Annotated in this window: 12 protein-coding genes; all 12 read left to right on the forward strand. The window is 66.6% G+C overall.

Annotation, left to right across the window (positions count from 1 at the left end; genetic code table 11):
• Nucleotides 1-25: 25 nt before the first annotated feature.
• The 12 genes from ACFXKN_RS09525 to ACFXKN_RS09580 all read left to right on the forward strand — a co-directional run bounded on the left by ACFXKN_RS09525 (nucleotide 26) and on the right by ACFXKN_RS09580 (nucleotide 17,104).
• Entirely contained in the window at nucleotides 26-319 is a 294-nt protein-coding gene (locus ACFXKN_RS09525; RefSeq protein ID WP_378946940.1) for a type II toxin-antitoxin system Phd/YefM family antitoxin, read from the forward strand.
• Nucleotides 316-576: a Txe/YoeB family addiction module toxin gene (locus ACFXKN_RS09530; RefSeq protein ID WP_378946937.1), complete on the forward strand. Its 261-nt coding sequence runs from the start codon at nucleotides 316-318 to the stop codon at nucleotides 574-576. The genes ACFXKN_RS09525 and ACFXKN_RS09530 overlap by 4 nt, the downstream gene beginning before the upstream one ends.
• 102 nt (nucleotides 577-678) lie before the next feature.
• Nucleotides 679-1,992 (forward strand): MFS transporter, encoded by a 1,314-nt coding sequence (locus ACFXKN_RS09535; RefSeq protein WP_378946934.1) that lies wholly within the window; start codon nucleotides 679-681, stop codon nucleotides 1,990-1,992.
• A gap of 84 nt (nucleotides 1,993-2,076) precedes the next feature.
• Entirely contained in the window at nucleotides 2,077-3,966 is a 1,890-nt protein-coding gene (locus ACFXKN_RS09540) for a protein kinase (protein ID WP_378946931.1), read from the forward strand.
• Between the two features lie 84 nt (nucleotides 3,967-4,050).
• Nucleotides 4,051-5,232, forward strand: a complete 1,182-nt coding sequence (locus ACFXKN_RS09545; RefSeq protein WP_378946926.1) for a hypothetical protein — start codon at nucleotides 4,051-4,053, stop codon at nucleotides 5,230-5,232.
• Between the two features lie 6 nt (nucleotides 5,233-5,238).
• Nucleotides 5,239-7,104 (forward strand): serine/threonine-protein kinase, encoded by a 1,866-nt coding sequence (locus ACFXKN_RS09550; RefSeq protein ID WP_378946923.1) that lies wholly within the window; start codon nucleotides 5,239-5,241, stop codon nucleotides 7,102-7,104.
• A complete protein-coding gene (locus ACFXKN_RS09555; protein WP_378946920.1) occupies nucleotides 7,101-9,002 on the forward strand; it encodes a hypothetical protein in 1,902 nt (633 codons plus the stop codon). The genes ACFXKN_RS09550 and ACFXKN_RS09555 overlap by 4 nt, the downstream gene beginning before the upstream one ends.
• A gap of 26 nt (nucleotides 9,003-9,028) precedes the next feature.
• Nucleotides 9,029-9,991 carry a DMT family transporter gene (locus tag ACFXKN_RS09560; protein ID WP_378946917.1) on the forward strand — a complete coding sequence of 321 codons (963 nt, stop codon included), beginning with the start codon at nucleotides 9,029-9,031 and terminating at the stop codon, nucleotides 9,989-9,991.
• 113 nt (nucleotides 9,992-10,104) lie between these two features.
• Nucleotides 10,105-12,054, forward strand: a complete 1,950-nt coding sequence (locus tag ACFXKN_RS09565) for a protein kinase (protein ID WP_378946913.1) — start codon at nucleotides 10,105-10,107, stop codon at nucleotides 12,052-12,054.
• A gap of 78 nt (nucleotides 12,055-12,132) precedes the next feature.
• Entirely contained in the window at nucleotides 12,133-13,299 is a 1,167-nt protein-coding gene (locus ACFXKN_RS09570; RefSeq protein ID WP_378946910.1) for a hypothetical protein, read from the forward strand.
• 17 nt (nucleotides 13,300-13,316) lie between these two features.
• Nucleotides 13,317-15,182, forward strand: coding sequence for a serine/threonine-protein kinase (locus ACFXKN_RS09575; RefSeq protein WP_378946906.1), 1,866 nt, complete (start codon nucleotides 13,317-13,319; stop codon nucleotides 15,180-15,182).
• Nucleotides 15,179-17,104 carry a protein kinase gene (locus ACFXKN_RS09580; protein ID WP_379432837.1) on the forward strand — a complete coding sequence of 642 codons (1,926 nt, stop codon included), beginning with the start codon at nucleotides 15,179-15,181 and terminating at the stop codon, nucleotides 17,102-17,104. The genes ACFXKN_RS09575 and ACFXKN_RS09580 overlap by 4 nt, the downstream gene beginning before the upstream one ends.
• The last annotated feature ends 4 nt before the right edge of the window (nucleotides 17,105-17,108 follow it).

A 17,108-nucleotide genomic window follows, 5' to 3' on the forward strand; every position in this document is an offset into this window, starting at 1 on the left:
CAGTAAACCTGTACAGTTTGTACTTATGAGGCAGATCAGCTACACCGAAGCACGTGCGACTCTGGCCAGCGTGCTCGACGCTGCCACCGATGACCTCGAGGAGGTCGTCGTCACCCGAGCGGGCCACGAGGCGGCGGTGGTGGTGTCGCTGCGTGAGTACGAAGCGTTGAAGGAGACCGCGCATCTGCTCGGCACGCCCGCGAATGCCCGACACCTTCAGCGTGGCTTGGAAGAGTTCGCGGCCGGTGGTTTCGCTCCGCGGGAGCAACTCGAAATCCCTGACGACGACGGGACCGGCGAGACGGCCGGTGTGGCGTGAAACTGGACTTCTCCAGCGAGGCATGGTCCGACTACGCCTGGACGGTCACCAACGACCGTGCGGCCGCTCGAAAGATCAACCGCCTGTTCGATGACATCGCGGTCAACGGGCAAGCGGGCGGAATCGGCAAACCCGAGCCCTTGCTGCACAACCTCGCCGGCTGGTGGTCACGCCGGATTACGCAGGAACACCGGTTGGTCTACCGCGTCGACGAGGGGGTCATCCGCGTACTGTCGTGCCGTTTCCACTACGAGTGATCGCGTGCGGATAATCGCTTGACGATGGCTCGTGCGCGGCGAAATATTGGCTGCATGCGGATGCTCTACTACGGCTGTTGACCTTCCCCGCTCCGGCACGCGGTGGCCTGGTTGAGGCGTGAACCGACCGGTGTCCGCGACCTCACGGTGCGCGCGGTCCTGTTCAAGGGCACGCGCGACCTGTTACCGATCTATGCGCTCTACGGCGTTCTCTTCGCCGACCACGGGCTGAGTACCGCACAGATCTCGCTGCTGCTGGCGATCTGGTCGGTGACCGCGTTCCTGCTCGAGGTGCCATCGGGTGCTTGGGCCGACACAGTGTCCCGCCGCCGCCTGCTTTTCCTGAGCTCGCTGTTGCAGACCGCGTGTTTCGTCCTGTGGATGCTGGCACCGTCATTCGCCGGCTTCGCGCTCGGCTTCCTCGTCTGGGGTATCGCGGGCGCCCTGGAATCGGGGACCTTCGAAGCGTTGATCTACGACGATCTGGTCGCGCGTGGTGAACCGTCCGCCTATGCGCGAATCATGGGCTGGGCGCGCGGTGCGCAGGAGAGCACCGTCCTCGTGGCGATCCTCGCCGCCGCACCGCTGTTCGCCGTCGGTGGCTATGCGCTGGTCGGTTGGGTCAGCGTCGGTGTCGGTCTCCTGCACGCGCTCACCGCGCTGGCTCTGCCCAGCGCGCCGGTCGCTATCTCCGCCACCGCCGTCGACGATCTGGACGATGAGCCCACCCCCGGACCGTTGGGTCCGCACGTCAAGTCAGGAGCGGTGTCGGGCGTCGACCCGGGAACCAGCGGTTCCACACCGTCCCGATACCTGTCGATGCTCAAAACCGGTATCTCGGAGGCATTCCACGTCCGCCGGGTCCGCCGCGGTGTGCTGCTCGGCGCTCTCCTCTACGGCGTCACCGCCTTCGACGAGTACTTCGGGCTGCTCGCAGTGTCCGGTGGAGCGTCTACCAGCACCTCGGCCCTGCTGGTCGGCGTCACCGTCGCGGGATCGCTGATCGGTTCGCTGCTGGCGGGCCGCACCGAATCCCTCTCGTCCCGAACCCTGGCAGCCGCCCTGTTCCTGGCCGGAATCCTTTTCATCGCAGGTGCACTCGCCGTCGGTGCGACTGGGGGACCGGCCATGATATGGATCGGATTCATCAGCATCGGCGTCGCCTACGGAATCGACTTCAACGCTGAAGTCGTCGCGGGCGCGCGCCTCCAAGACGCCATCGAAGGACCAGCCCGAGCCACCGTGACCTCGGTCTCCGGCTTGCTCTCCGAGATCGTCGCCCTAGCTGTCTTCGCGTTCGTAGCGGCTGCGACCCACTACCTTTCGATGTCCACCACCATCGCCCTGCTCGGCACGGTCCTACTCGCGGCCGCTCTACTGACCCCCACCTGGATGCCGCCGCGGCGACCCGAGTAGCGGGGTCCGGTGTTAGATTCGGGACGCACGGCCGGTGAGCGGTAACCCTGCCGTGGTGAGCGCGATCGGGGGAGTCGGACAGCAGTGATCAAGGCGCTATCTGTCGATGACCCGAATACGGTGTCCCACTACCGGATTCTCGGATTGTTGGGTGCGGGCGGAATGGGGCGCGTGTTACTCGGCCTCGGTCCGGACGGTCGCTTCGTCGCGATCAAGCAGATCCATTCGAGACTGCTCGACGACGGCGACTACCGGGCCCGATTCCATCGCGAGGTCGCCATCTCGACGCGGGTTTCCGGTGCGTTCACCGCCGCTGTGGTTGATTTCGACACGACCGGCGAAATTCCCTGGCTCGCTTCGGTATTCATTGCCGGCGTACCCCTCGAAAGTGCGATTCAGCAGTACGGTGCGCTGCCCGTCGCCAGCGTACGAATCCTGGCCTCCGGGCTCGCTTCGGCGCTGCATTCGATTCATACGACAGGCCTGATACACCGAGACCTCAAGCCCGCCAACGTCATTCTCGCGAAAGACGGCCCTCGGGTGATCGATTTCGGCATCGCGCGAGCCGCGGAATCGGATGAGTCGCTCACCGAGGTAGGCAGCGTCCTCGGTTCTCCGGCGTTCATGTCGCCAGAGCAAGCGGGCGCCGACTCCATCACCGCCGCCAGCGACGTCTTCTCCCTCGGTTCGCTGCTCTACATGGCGGCAACCGGCGTGAGTCCCTTCGCCGCGGCCTCGGCGCCGTTCACCCTGTTCAACATTGTTCATGCCGAACCCGACCTCGCACCGGTTCCCGAGCCACTGCGAGAGCTCATCGCGGGCTGCCTGCGCAAGGACCCCCGCAATCGTCCGACCGCTGCTCAAATCCTGGATTATCTAGGCGTTCTCGCCATCCACGCCACCCCGTGGCCGGTGCCGATACATCGGGACATCGAGGCGCAGGTAGCAAGGATGCGGGAGCTGACCGCCGATCCGGAACGCACCCAGATAATCTTGGCCGGACCGCGACGTGGTGGGGTGCCAGTCGATCAGCCGAAACGCCGCCGTGGACTCGTCATCGGCACGGCTTGCGCTGTCGTCATGATGATTCTCGCCGCCTCCGTGGCGGTGGTGCTGTTTCGCGGCACCACACCCGCATCACCGAAGGTGGCAGGCCCGGCGGCGGTCATGCCCACGTTGGCGCAATTGCGTGAAGTCGATGCCTGTGCGTGGTTGCGACAATCGCTCGGCCCGACACTGCCTGAAGCGGTCGCCACCGGTGTTCGCCGGGAAACCAGCGCTTGGATGTGGACGACGACATCGTCATGGGGATGTGATGGCAGTTCGGGGACGGGTCGAATGACCATCGAGATAGGTCGAACCCTCACGGGGTTCCTGTCGACACAGCGCGAAGTCGGCCAACTCGACCTACTCAGACGCGGTCGCGACTGCGCGTTCGCCGTCGCCGGAAGCGGGCCCGCGTCATGGGGAATCAGTGTCGATACCGGCGTGGCCGTCGACTGCGCACTGGCTGAATACTCCATCGAGCGCCTGGTCGCGGCACTGCCAGCTCTTGTTGTGGATCAGGCCACCGCACGCTCGTTGGCATCGGTCGACCCCTGCGCCCTCGTCACCGAAGACGAGATCAGGGCCGCAGGCTCATCGGGGCCGGGCGTGCCGACGGCGCATAGCTGTACGTGGGGCGGGGCTGGGCGAGTCCAGGTGGACCTCGGTCGGCCGAATGACATGGACTCCGGCACGATTTCGTCCCACAATGCGGTCGATATCGGCGATGGCACAGTGGTTTACAACGCGGACCTATACCAGGCAGGCAGTGATCGAGGCTGTGCCAGCACCTACCGGTTCCGCGCGGTCGACTCGAACCATCACGAGTCGGTCACCGTGCAGGTATCCGGTGCCCTGCCCAAGGACCGTCGGTGCCCGGCGGGTGAGGCGATCATCGCGGCATTGATCACCCGGCTGCCGAATCGGTAGCCGGCTCCGGCGCGAGATGCTAACTTTCGCAACAGGTTTGACATGGCCAGTTACGTTTGACCACTGGTTATAGGGGGAGCGATCGTGCGGTTCGAGCTGCACCGCACAGCGGTGCTGTCACTACTCGTGGTCGGCTTGCTTGTCGGGTGTGGTGACGCTCCCGTCCAGCCGGATCATGGCAGTTACTCGACGGAACATATCCCGGCTGACTACGACGCGGGCACGAGCCGTGCCCGCGGAATCTTGGTGGAGTCGCTGCGACTGGGTGAGCGAGTGAGCTTCGCCGACCGGATAGATCCCGACCTCACCTGGACGCGTGGTGGTGGGGTGCTGGGCGATCACCGAGGCCTGGTGCCCGGCATGAACATTCTCTCCGGTGTCCAGAGCAATGCGGCGGGCAAGCACGGCGTACTCGCCTCGTTCGGTGCGATCGCCAGCAACGGTCAAGCGGCAGGTATGAACGAGAAGCTCGTCTCGATTTCGCTGCTGGCCTTTTCGAGTGAGGACGTCGCACGAGCAGCCGCAGCGGACATGGCCCGCGCGGACTTCGAGCAGGGCACCGATAATGTTCCGATCGCGGTTCCGGATTACCCCGGGGCACTGAGTCATTGGCGTCCATCGGTGCCGACCGTCGGCAGCTGGCTGACGTGGAAGAACCTGGTGATCCGCGTGTATGCCAAGGTCCTCGAACCACGCGCCGAGCTCCTGGTCGACGTATTGACCAGGACCTACCGGACCCAACTCGCCGATCTCGAAGGGTTCGTCCCCACCGCCGAGGCAGATCTGCCGAATCTGCACATCGATCCGGACAAGCTGCTCACCCGAATCGTGCAGACCGGGGAACCACAACTCGATGGCAAAACCGGACCCGACACCTTCTCGGTCTACGGTCCGCGCGCGTTCGCGTTGCTATCGGAACGCCCGGCCGCGTTCTTGGCGGCGCTGCGTGCCGCCTCGGTGTCGCAGATCGCGGTGGCACACAACCAGTACCTGCGTCGCACGGCCAGCGCTGAGGCCGCGGCAGCGGAAGCTGGCCGACTGGCCAGCGAAGGTGAACGCGACTACGCCTCGATACCAGGCATAGCCTCGCTGCCGAAAGTCTCCTGTTGGCAGGCGAAACTTCCGAACGCCCGCGGTGTTCTCCCGGACCGCTTCAAATGCATTGTCTATCGCGGCGCTGACGTGGTTGTCGTATTCAGCTACTTGGAAGCCGACGTCCGACACCTCGCCGCGGCTCAATACGCGCTACTCGCCCAGGATCGGTGACCGGCCATGCAACTTCGCGATCGGACAGACCCCGAGCTGCTCGGCCGGTATCGCATCCTCGCGGTGATCGGCAGCGGCGGGATGGGTCGAGTGTTTCTCGGTCAGGCACCCGACGGCCGACTCGTCGCGGTGAAGCAGGTCCATGCCGATTTGACCGACGACGCGGAGTTCCGGGCTAGGTTCGAACGCGAAGTCCTCGCCACCGGTAGGGTGACCGGCGCCTACACCGCCGGCGTCGTCGGTCATGATGTCGCTACCGAAAAACCCTGGCTGGCTTCGGAATACGTGCCCGGTCCGTCGCTGCAGGAGGTGATGAACGACTTCGGGCGACTCACCCCGAGCGGACTCAAACTGCTGGCCATCGGGCTGGCGATGGCTCTGCTCGAGATCCATCGCACAGGGTTGGTACACCGTGACCTCACACCGAGCAATGTGTTGCTCACCAACGAGGGGCCACGACTCATCGACTTCGGCATCGCGCGTGCCCTCGATGACGACATCGGCTTGACGGCCACCGGTGCGGTGATCGGATCACCGGCCTATATGTCACCGGAGCAGGCCGAGTGTCGCACGCTGACAACGGCATCCGATGTGTTCTCGGCGGGTGCGGTCCTCGCGATGGCCGCGACGGGGTTCAGTCCGTTCGCGGCGGGGTCGACCCCGCAGACGCTGTACAACGTGCTGTACATCGAGCCGGATACCAGCGCGGTGCCACAGCCGATTCGCGGCATCGTCGATGCCTGTCTGGCCAAGGATCCGGCCGAGCGCCCGACCCCGAGCGAATTGCTGGCCGCGGCGCAGCAGCTCGAGACCGAACCGGTGTGGCCGGTGCGGGTACGTCGGCGGGTGGCCGAGTACGAGCGCGATGCGATCGCCTGGGCCGCGGGCAACGCCGTGCTGACACCGGAGTTGCCGCAGAAGCCTCAGCGCGACAAACGCGCGAGGGGGATCCTGGCAACCGCTGCCGTCGCGATGGTTTCAGTAGCGATATTGATCGGTTCGATGCTGGTTGGCATCGGCGTGCGGGGGAACGCGGTCGCGATGGCCGATCCGCCCCTCGCGCTCACCGAGCGGGAGTCGATGCTGCTCGACATGTGCGCGCTGTTGGGCCCCGAAGTGTTGGGCGACCTCGGGACGTATCGGTCGGCCCCGAATGGGATCTATGAGAGCACTTGCTCGGTGGGGATGACCGATCCCGCCGGAATGAAACTGAGTCTCGAGCTGTCCATCGGGTACGGGTGGGCATTCGACGACCCGTCTCCGATGGGGAGCACGATCGCGTGGCTGCCGGTTCAAGGAAACCGTAAGGAGGGCAAGTCGTGTGACCGCTTCGTCGAGACGCAGGTCGGCCTGCGGATGCCGCTGAACATGCAGGCATCAGGCCTGACCGACAGTTGCCCGCTGGCGGAGCGCGCACTGGCCGCGGTCGTCCGCCGCCTCTCGGTCAACCCACCGCTGCGGAAGGTCGCTGCCGGCTCCATCCACCTGCTGAACGCCTGCGCGATCATGGACCGCGACACGAACCTCCGGATCGTCGGTGACCCCGCGAAGAAGAACCCAACCGGCAGTAGTAGTTGCTGGGTCAGCGGGGCCAACGGAGAATTCCACCTGAACCTGCACGAACAGACTCGAAACGACAACCAGATGCCGAACAACAGGTTCGAGAAGCTGACCACCATCGACGGTTGGCCAGGCACCATCGACGACCGTGACGGCTGGTGCGAGTTCACGCTCACGATTCGGCCGACACGTGACGACCTGGCCGAGGTGGCCCGCGCTACCTACATCCCTTACGACAAAACAGCGACCGGCGGCTGTGACCGTCTACGGACTCTGCTGACCCCGGTCCTCGCGAAGTTGCCGAAACCATGACCCGGCCGTCGTCGACCGATCCAACCCAATTGGGCCGCTACCGAGTGCTCGGCCTGCTCGATCCGCAGCCGAACTTCCGCCTGCTGTTGGCCGCCGCGCCGGACAATTCGCTGCGGGTGGTCGAGCAGTCGTTGCCGCGCTTGCTCGAATTGCCCGATCTGCGGCTGCGCCTTCGACACGGTGCGGTATCGGCGATGCGGGTCAGCGGTGCAGGTAATGCCACGGTGCTCGACGTCGATGCCGACGACGAATTACCTTGGCTGGCACGCACGTACGAGCCGTCATTGCGGCTCGACCGTGCTGTCGCGGATTTCGGTCCGCTCCCGATCGAGGCCGTTCGCGGGCTGGCGACGGCGCTCGCACATGCGCTGCAAGGCGTGCACGCGGCCGGACTTGTCCATCAGCGGGTGCGACCCGACACGGTGGCACTGACCAAGGACGGCATCGAGCTGGCCGGAATCGATGTCCTCGCCGGTGAGCGCGGCACACTGCTGGCGCCACCCGACTACTTGTCGCCCGAACAGTCCGTGCACGGTGAGTTGACTGTCGCGTCGGATATTTTCTCGCTCGGATCGGTGCTCGCCTTCGCCGCGGGCGCGAGCGCACCGTTCGCTGCCCCGTCGGTTCCGTACACGCTGTTCAATATCGCGCAACGGGACCCGGATCTGTCCGCGGTCCCCCAGGCGTTGCGCGAACTGATCGCAGCGTGTCTGCGCCGGGACCCGGCCGCGCGACCCTCGCCCGCGCAGATCGTCGCCTACGTCGGTGCTCGGCGCCAGCCCTGGCCCCCGGCAATCGTGGACGAGATCGACCGTACGGAACGGGCAGCGGCGGCACTGCTCGCGGCTGCCCCCGCCGCTGCCTCCGTCGCACCCGTGCGCCCGCCTTCAGTCGGTTCCGCGCTCGCGGTGGCGGCCAGGTTCGGTCGCGACCGGTGGATGGGCCTGCGTAGCCGGGTCGAGGGTTCCTCGGTGCGGACTCGTGGAGTGTTCGCGGCGGCGCTCGCCGTTGCCGTGGTCGCGTCGGGATCATTGTGGTTGTCGAGAACCGGCGACCTCGTCGACACGGCGCAACCGAAGGCCCTTTCGCCGGCCGAGATCCGCCAACTCGATTCCTGTGCGTGGCTGCGGTCGGCACTGGGCGAGAGCGTCGCATGGCGAGAAGGGCCGACTCGGACCGAATCGTGGCAGTTCGAGCTCGATAAGAACTGGAATTGCGAGGCGGATCAGCAACAACAGGTCTACGGCGACGGAATCCGGCTGAGCCTCGGCGTCGACCTGGGGGAAATCCCACCCAATCGCAAGCTCGTCGAGGGAATCGCTGTGCTCGAAGGCGATGCCGAACACTGCCGCCGGGCGATCGCGAGTGCCGACAGTGGCGGCAGAACCGGAATTCTGATCGAGTTCGACACCGGCCTCGCCGAAAAGCAAGGGTGCGCCGTCGCGGATCACGTGGTCGCGCAGCTCGCTCGGACTCTCCATACCGCACCGCGCAGGCCGGACGCCGCGATCTCGCTCTCGTCGATAGACCCGTGCGCGATCTTGGTCCGCGCCGAATTATCGGCGGCGGTCGCTCGATTGACCCCGGAACCGGCCACCCCGGAATACACGCACGCCTGTGAGTGGTACGGCAGCGCGCGAGTGACATTGCAGGTCGTGCGGACGTCCTTCGAGCCGGTGAGGTCTGTCACCGTAGACGGCATAACGCTGCTCACGGGAAAGGAACCAGATGGTCCGGTACTGGGGTGTTCGCGGATCTATCGACACCGAACGATCGATGAAAAGATTTATGAAGCAATGGAGTTGGTGATTCAGGGCCCACATGTCGACAGTGACTCGATCTGTCGGACCGTGGAATCGCTGATCGTGAAGGCGGTGCGGCAACTGCCCGAGGCGTGAGGCGCGGCTGGCATGCTCTTACCGACATGCGGGACGTGGATCGGGGTGAGGAGCGGGCAATCGGGCGCAGTGGTGTCGGGCTGGTGTTCGGGTTCTGTATCGGGGCAGGTGTCGCGGTGCAGGGTCGGATCAATGGGGCGTTGGGGGCCCGACTGGCTGATGGGATCGCGGCAGCGACCATCAGTTTCGGTACGGGTCTCATCGTCTTGCTGGTTGCGTTCGCTCTCAGCCCCGCGCTGCGAGCGGGTGTCACGAAGGTGCGTTCCGCGGTGTCAGAGCGCAGGTTGCCGCCGTGGCAGTTGCTCGGCGGGTTGTGCGGCGCGTTCTTCGTGGCGGCGCAGGGGCTCACGATCGCCGCGATCGGTGTCACCGCCTTCACTGTCGCGGTGGTCGCGGGTCAACTGCTGAGCAGCCTCGTTGTCGACCGTCTCGGCCTCGCTCCGAACGGCCGAACCCCGATCACCGGGTGGCGGATCTTCGCGGCTGCCCTCGGCATCACCGGGGTCGTGCTCTCGGCCGGCGGCAGTTCGATCCCGACCACGGTCGCCACCGGCGTCCCGGACATCCCCGCCCTGCTCATCGTCCTTCCTGCCCTCGCGGGTATCGGCCTGGCCTGGCAACAAGCGATCAACGGCCGCGTCGGCGCAACCGGCGGTCCCTTCACCGCCACCCTGATCAACTTCGCGGTGGGCCTGACAGCCCTGCTCCTCCTCGACCTCTACACCCTGTTCACCACGGGCCTGCCCACCGAATTCCCCACCGACCCTTGGCTTTACACCGGCGGCCTGATCGGCGTGGCTTTCATCGCCCTGGCTGCCGTCACAGTCGGCATGATCGGCGTTCTGCTACTCGGCCTCACCTCGGTGGCGGGCCAGCTCGTCGCGGCGATGCTGCTCGACGCGGTCGACGCAAAGCTCTCGCCCATTGCGATGATCAGCTGTGCGATCGTGCTGTGCGCTGTGGTCGTAGCGAGCAGAGCGGGCCGCTAGCGCCTTCCCGCCAATCGGGAGACCGCGCCCGCTCGTCGCCGACCGAGTACGGAGACGTCGACCGGCAACCGGAACCGGGATGCTAGGTTGCTGGCGGACCGGGCGCTCGTCGGATGAGCGTCTCGGGCACGCCCGCCGTGGTGGGTATGGACCGGGGGAGTACCGCATTGATCGAGCCGCTGTCGACGAGTGACGCGCCGATGATCGGGCGCTACCGGGTGCACGGTGTGCTCGGTGCGGGCGGGATGGGCCGGGTTGTGCTGGCCACCGGGCCCGACGGGCGGTTCGTCGCGATCAAGCAGATTCATTCGCATCTGCTCGACGATCGGGAATTCCGGGCCAGGTTCGAGCGTGAGGTGGCCATCTCCGCCCGGGTGTCGGGGGCGTTCACCGCGGCGGTGGTCGACTTCGAGACTACTGGCGAAACGCCCTGGCTCGCTTCGGTATTCATTGCGGGGGTTGAGCTGGACAAGGCGGTGCGCGAGCTGGGTCCGCTGCCGATGCCCGCGCTGCGCACACTGGCCTCGGGAATGGCCTCGGCACTGCATTCGATCCACAGCACCGGCCTGGTACATCGAGATCTCAAGCCCGCCAACGTGATTCTGGCCGCCGACGGGCCGCGCGTGATCGACTTCGGTATCGCGCAGGCAATCGGCACCGGTGCGCAGCTCACCGAAGTGGGTGCCGTGGTCGGCTCGCCCGCGTACATGTCACCGGAACAGGCGAACGGCCAACCGGTGACCTCGGCGAGCGACGTTTTCTCCCTCGGCTCGCTGCTGTGCATGGCCGCGACGGGAACTGCCCCGTTCGCGGCCTCCTCCGCGCCTTACACCCTGTTCAATATCGTCCACAGTGAGCCGCAACTCGATCAGGTCCCCGCACCGCTGCGCGATCTGATCGCGGGCTGTCTGCGCAAGGATCCGATGGCCAGGCCCACACCCGCGCAGATCCTGGACTACCTGGGGGTTCTGCCCGTTCAGTCGCAGCCGTGGCCCGCACCGGTGCACGCCGAAATCGCCGACCAGACCCGGAAACTTGTCGCGCTGACCTCGGATCCTGAAGCGACGCAGATTATTCCAGCGCACACCCCGATCGCAGCGCCGCCCGCCGGAGCGCCGGTCGAGAAACGGCGGACCGCGCTCCGGGTGGGGATCGCCGCGGCGACCGCGGTGGTGATCGCGGGAGCGCTCACGGCCGTTGTGTTGCGCGGCGGCGAGTCCGCGACAGGACCTGAGGACACCCCGCAGGCGATCCCGACCGCGACCCTCCCCGGTCTGGACCGGATGCGTGGCACCGACGGATGTACCTGGGTGCCAAAGGCTCTCGGCGAGACACTACCCACCGAGGTCGCTGAGAAGGCATCGACGGACGTCTCGTCCTGGCGCTGGCAGCCGACCTCGAGCTGGGGGTGTGACGGCAGCTCGGGTGGCGCGCGCGTCGTCGTCGAAATCGGCACCGCGCTGGATGGATTCGAGTCCGGCAAGCAGGTCGTCAACGGCTATGCGGTCGCGCGCCGCGGCGATGACTGTGCATTCGCTATCGAGGGCGGCGACCAGGGTAGCCGCTGGGGGATCATCGTTGACACCTTCTCCCGCGCCGAGTGCCCGCTCGCCGATCACGTCGTCGAACGGCTCACCACCGCACTCGACGACCTGCGCCCCGACCCCGCCGCACAGCAGTCCCTGTCGTCGGTAGATCCCTGTGCCCTGGGGGACAATTCGGCCTTCGCTGCCCTCGGCCCAGCCGTCGCGAAGTCCGCGCACACCTGCGAATGGGCGGGAGATTCCACCGTGCGGATCACCTTGTCGCAGCCACGGCAGCGGGCGACCTCCGCGTACCAGAAGATGATCGACATCGGCGATGGCGTGATGGTCGAGGAACTCGGTATCGGCATGGTGGGAGCGCACGAATGCCGCCGGGTGTATTGGTTCCGTAAGGTGGGCGAGACGTATCGCGAGGAGGTCGAAGTGCTCGTCAGCAACCCAGCACAGCGCGAAGACCAACTGTGCGCGATCGCCGATCCGCTCGTGAAACAGGCGGTCGCACGATTGCCCGCGCGGTAGCGGCGCCGAACAGGCAGGTGATAGTTTCACGGCAGAGTTCGGGAGGGGCCCGGCGTTTCACGCCGTGGTCGGAGGGGAATGTTCGTGCGTAACCGGTTGTGTTGGCTGGCGGCGTTGGTGTCGCTCACCCTGCTCACCGCGGCATGTGGTGACAGCGCCGCCCTCGATCACGGCGACTATGCCCTCGAACCGGTGGCGGGCGATTACGACGACGCACCGAACCGGGTGCGGGGAACGCTGGCGGAATCGGTGCGCATCGGCGAGCGGTTGCTGTTCGCCGACCGCATCGACCCGGAGCTCACCGAGGGCAACGGCGGCGGCCTGATCGTCGGGGTGCGTGGCGTCGACGACATGCTCTCCGGCGTACAGCGGACCGCGCTCGCGCCGTTCGACGTGCTGGCAGGCTACGGCGCGATCGCCGGCAACGGCCAGCAGGACAACGAGCCCAAGTACAAGCTCCTGTCGATCTCGATCCTGTCGTTGCCCGATGAGGCGCAGGCGACGGCCGCCGCGCAGGCGATGGCTGCCGCCGACTTCACCGCCAACACCGAGAACGCGCCCCTGGCGATCCTGGAATACCCTGCGGCGCTGACACATTGGCGACCCGGCGTGCCGACGGTCGGGAGCTGGCTGGTGTGGAAGAACCTGGTGATCAGGTTGTACGCGAAGATCATCGATCCGCGCCCTGAACTGTTGACCGATCTGCTCGCGCGCACCTACCGCGCGCAACTGGCCGAACTGGATACCTTCGTTCCCACGCCCGCCGCCGACCTGCCGAAGTTGAAACTCGACAGCGACAAGCTGCTCACCCGCGTGGTGAAGACCGGCGACTACTGGCCGGACAAGTGGGATTTCATGGTCTACGGCCCCCGTTCCTTTGCCCTGCTGCGCGATAAGCCCTCGGTCGACATGCGCGAGTTCGAAGCGAGCTCGATCGATGCGATCGCGGTGTCGTACAACAAGTTCCTGTACCGCGCGGGTAACCACGATGCTGCGCGGATCTTCGCCGACGCCGAGGAAAAGCTGTCGCTGGCAGCGGATTACACGCCGATGACGGGAGCACCGGAACTCGCCGGTGTTTCCTGCTATCGCGCGGCCAGGCCGAACAACACGTCGGTTCCCGCCCGGCGGTTCTCCTGCCTGGTCCGCCACAACGAATTCGTGGTCCGCCTCTACAGCAACCAGGAAATCGATATCCGCCAGCAGGCGGTCGCGCAGCATGCGCTGCTGAGTGGGTCACAGTGAGTGCGGGAGACGCGACGATGAAACCGCTTGGTCCGCAGGATCCCGATCAGCTGGGCCGCTATCGCCTGCTGGCAGTGATCGGCCGCGGCGGAATGGGGCAGGTGCTGCTCGGCCAGGGGCCCGACGGCCGGCTGGTCGCGGTGAAGCAGATCCACCGCCAGTTCACCGGAAACCCGGAGTTCCGCGCGAGGTTCCGGCGGGAGGTGCTGGCATCACAGCAGGTCACCGGTGCCTACACCGCGGGTGTGGTCGACCATGACGCGGAATCCGAAACACCCTGGCTGGCCTCGGAATACATCGCAGGCCCCGGCCTGCAGGACATGATCGGCGAGTTCGGGCGCCTGAATCTGAACGGGCTGAAACTACTCGCCACCGGCTTGGCGATGGCGCTGCTCGAGATCCACCGCACCGGCCTGGTGCACCGCGACCTCAAGCCGAGCAACATCCTGCTCACCAATGACGGTCCACGGGTGATCGACTTCGGTATCGCCAGGGCGCTCGAGGACGACGTCGCCCTCACCGCGACCGGCACCGTGATCGGCTCGCCCGCGTACATGTCGCCGGAACAGGCCGAATGCCGCACGCTCACACCGGCTTCCGATGTCTTCGCGGTCGGCGCGATCCTCGCGATGGCGGCTACCGGAGCGAGTCCGTTCGACGCCGCGTCCACCCCGCAAGTCCTCTACAACGTGCTCTACAGCGCCCCGAACACCACCGGCATTCCCGAGCCGATCCGCACTCTGGTCGATGCCTGCCTGGCGAAGGACCCGTCGGCCCGCCCGACTCCGGAACAGCTGCTCGATGCGGCGAGCCGGATCCAGGCCGAACCCGTCTGGCCGGTCCGCATCCGCAGGCGCATCGCCGAGTGCCGTGCCGAGGCGGGTCGCTGGGCCGACGGGACTGCCTCGGCCGCACCGGCGGTCGTGCCCGAGCGGCCGAAGAGTCTGTGGTCGCGCCTGATTCCCGCCGCCGCGGTCACCTCGACGCTGGTGCTGGCCGCTATCGCGTGCTGGGGGATCGGTGTCGAGGGCAATGCGGTGGCGATGGACGACCCGCCACTCGCGCTGACCGACGACGAATCCCGCCGACTCGACATCTGCGCCTTGCTCGATCCCGCGGTGCTCGGCGAGCTGGGCACCGCGACAGCTGAATTCGTGCCGGGCGGGGTCGGCGGTTGCGCCATCGCCTACCGCGATCGGGCGGGTCGCAAGGTGTCTTTCAACTTGGACACGAGTTCGACGGTCGCCGAGATACGTGATGACAAACTGCCGTTGGGCAGCACCATCAACTGGATGCCGGTGCTCGGCACGTACAAAGAGGCCGACTCCTGTGACCGCATGGTGGTGACGCAGAGCGGCCTGCCGATGGTGGTGAAGATGAATGCGAGCGCCTTCCCGCAGGTGGGCGACCTCTGCCCGTTGTCCGAGCGCGCACTCGCCGCGGTGGTCCGGCGGCTGTCGGTCAACCCGCCACTGCGAACCTTCCAGCAAGGCTCACTGCTCGGGCTCGACCCCTGCACGCTGATCGACGTCGCTGCCACTCGTTCGGTGGTCGGCGACCCGGTGCGCTCCTCGAGGCCACACGGCTGTGCGTTGACCGGTGCCGATGGTTCGTACACGATCGATATCGACGAGCGCATCCGGCCGGACAGCCTGGCGGGCGGAAAGATCCGCCCGACGAGGAAGGTCGCGGATCGCACCGTCTACCTCGACGGCAGCGGCCCCAACTACTGCACATTCGTCGTCATGGTCCAGCCGACCGTCGACGACGAGGCCGAGCAGGTGCGGGCCACGTACTTCTCGGGCCGACCGCAGGCCCGTGACCACTGCGACACCGCAGCCACTCTGCTCGAACCCGTACTCGAGAAGTTGCCCCCATCATGACGATCCATCCGCCCGGTCCCGGCGATCCGTCTACCATCGGCCGCTACCGGGTGATCGGTACGCTCGAAGCCGAGGCCGGATTCCAGTCGGTGCTCGCCATCGGCCCCGATGACTCGTTGGTCGTGGTGCGGCAGCCGCAGCCGGAACTACTCGACGAGCCGGAGTTCCGGATCAGGATGCGGCACAGCGCGATTGCCGCGATGCGCGTCTCCGGTTCTGCCAACACCACCGTGATCGATGTCGATGCTGACGCCGAAAGGCCTTGGCTGGCTTCGGTATTCGTGCCGAGCGTGCGACTCGACGTCGCGGTAGCCGAACACGGACCACTGCCCGGGCCGGCCGTTCGCGCCCTCGCCGCGGCACTGGCCTCCGCGCTGCGGACCGTGCACGGTGCGGGTCTCGTGCATCAGCGCCTGCGCGCCGACAGCGTGCTGTTGGCAAGGGACAGTGGCCGTCTCGGCGAAATCGGTATCACGCCGGTCGCCGGACCCGCGACCACCGGCACCGCGGCAACCCTCGGCACGCCGGACTTCCTGTCACCGGAACAGTCGCTCGGGCACACTGTGACGGCGGCTTCGGATGTGTTCTCCCTCGGTTCCGTTCTGGCCTTCGCCGCCTCCGGCGTCGCACCGTTCGCCGCGCCGTCGGTGCCGTACACGCTGTTCAACATCGCCCAGCGCGAACCAGACCTGAGCCGGGTGCCCGAGCCGCTGTTCGAGATGCTCGCCGCCTGCCTGCGCAAAGATCCGGCCGCTCGCCCGACGCCCGGGCAGATCCTGGACTATCTCGGTGCCCAGCCGAGCGGACCGCCGCCGTGGCCCGCCCCGGTGCTCGACGACATCGGACGGCAGCAGCACGAGGTCTCGGCGCTGCTCGCCGCCCTGCCCGCGGTCACCGCGCCCGCGCCAACGCCCGGACGCCCGTTACCGGAGGTCGTTGCCGCGGCTGGGCGAACGGCGATCGAATATGGCAGGCGCACACTGGAGTCCGGCCGCAGTCGGTGGAGCGCGGCGAGCCCGCGGGCACAGCGCGGCCTGGCGGGTGGACTGGCGGCGTTGCTCCTGGCGCTCGCGGGCATCACCTACTTCGCGACGCGTGCGGGAACCGAGCCCGAACCGGTCACCGGGTTGACGCTCGCCCAGTTGCGGCAGCTCGACGCTTGCGCCTGGCTCACCTCGGCCATCGGCGACGCGGTGCCCGTCGCCCCGGCACCGCTGGCCGCCGATACTTGGAAGTTCAATCCGTCCCTGAACTGGGGTTGTATTGCCAGCTCCAAGAAGTACAGCATCAGGTTGAGCCTGGGGGAGGAATACGAATACCTGACCCCGAATCGCACGATGGTCGACGGCGTCCCGGTCATCGACGGCAGCTCCGCGGGCTGTACGAGGGCCATCGCCAGTCCGGGCGCCGAGCGTGACGCAGGCATTGTCGTTGTCCTCAGCAACCCGTCCGAGGTGAAGGAATGCGCGGGCCTCGACTACCTCGCGGCCAACCTCGCCCGCTCGCTGACTACCGCCCCACGCGCCGAGCGCCGGGAGTCTTCGCTGGCATTGCTGGAACCGTGCGCACTGCTCGACCGCACTGCTGTCGCCGAGAAGATCGGCGTACTGGCGCCCGAACCAACGATCGCCGACGCACATACCTGTCAGTGGGACGCCCGCGTGCGATTGAGCGTGAAACTGGTGCGGACCAGCACGGTCACCCAGGGAAAAGACCTGGAGATCGTCACCGTCGACGGGATTCAGATTCACCTCGGCAAGAACGGTTCGAAGGCGATATGCACCCGCGCCTACCTGATGCCCGATGAAGGGGAGGAGACCATCGAGGTCGAAGTGCATGGCTCCGAGGGCGCCCGCGACGAGAACTGCGCCATCGCCTCGGCCCTGCTGCGCCATGCGGTCGGGAACCTGCCCAACAGCTGACCGG

This window comes from Nocardia sp. NPDC059195, assembly GCF_042754695.1.
In the GTDB taxonomy this organism is placed as follows: domain Bacteria; phylum Actinomycetota; class Actinomycetes; order Mycobacteriales; family Mycobacteriaceae; genus Nocardia.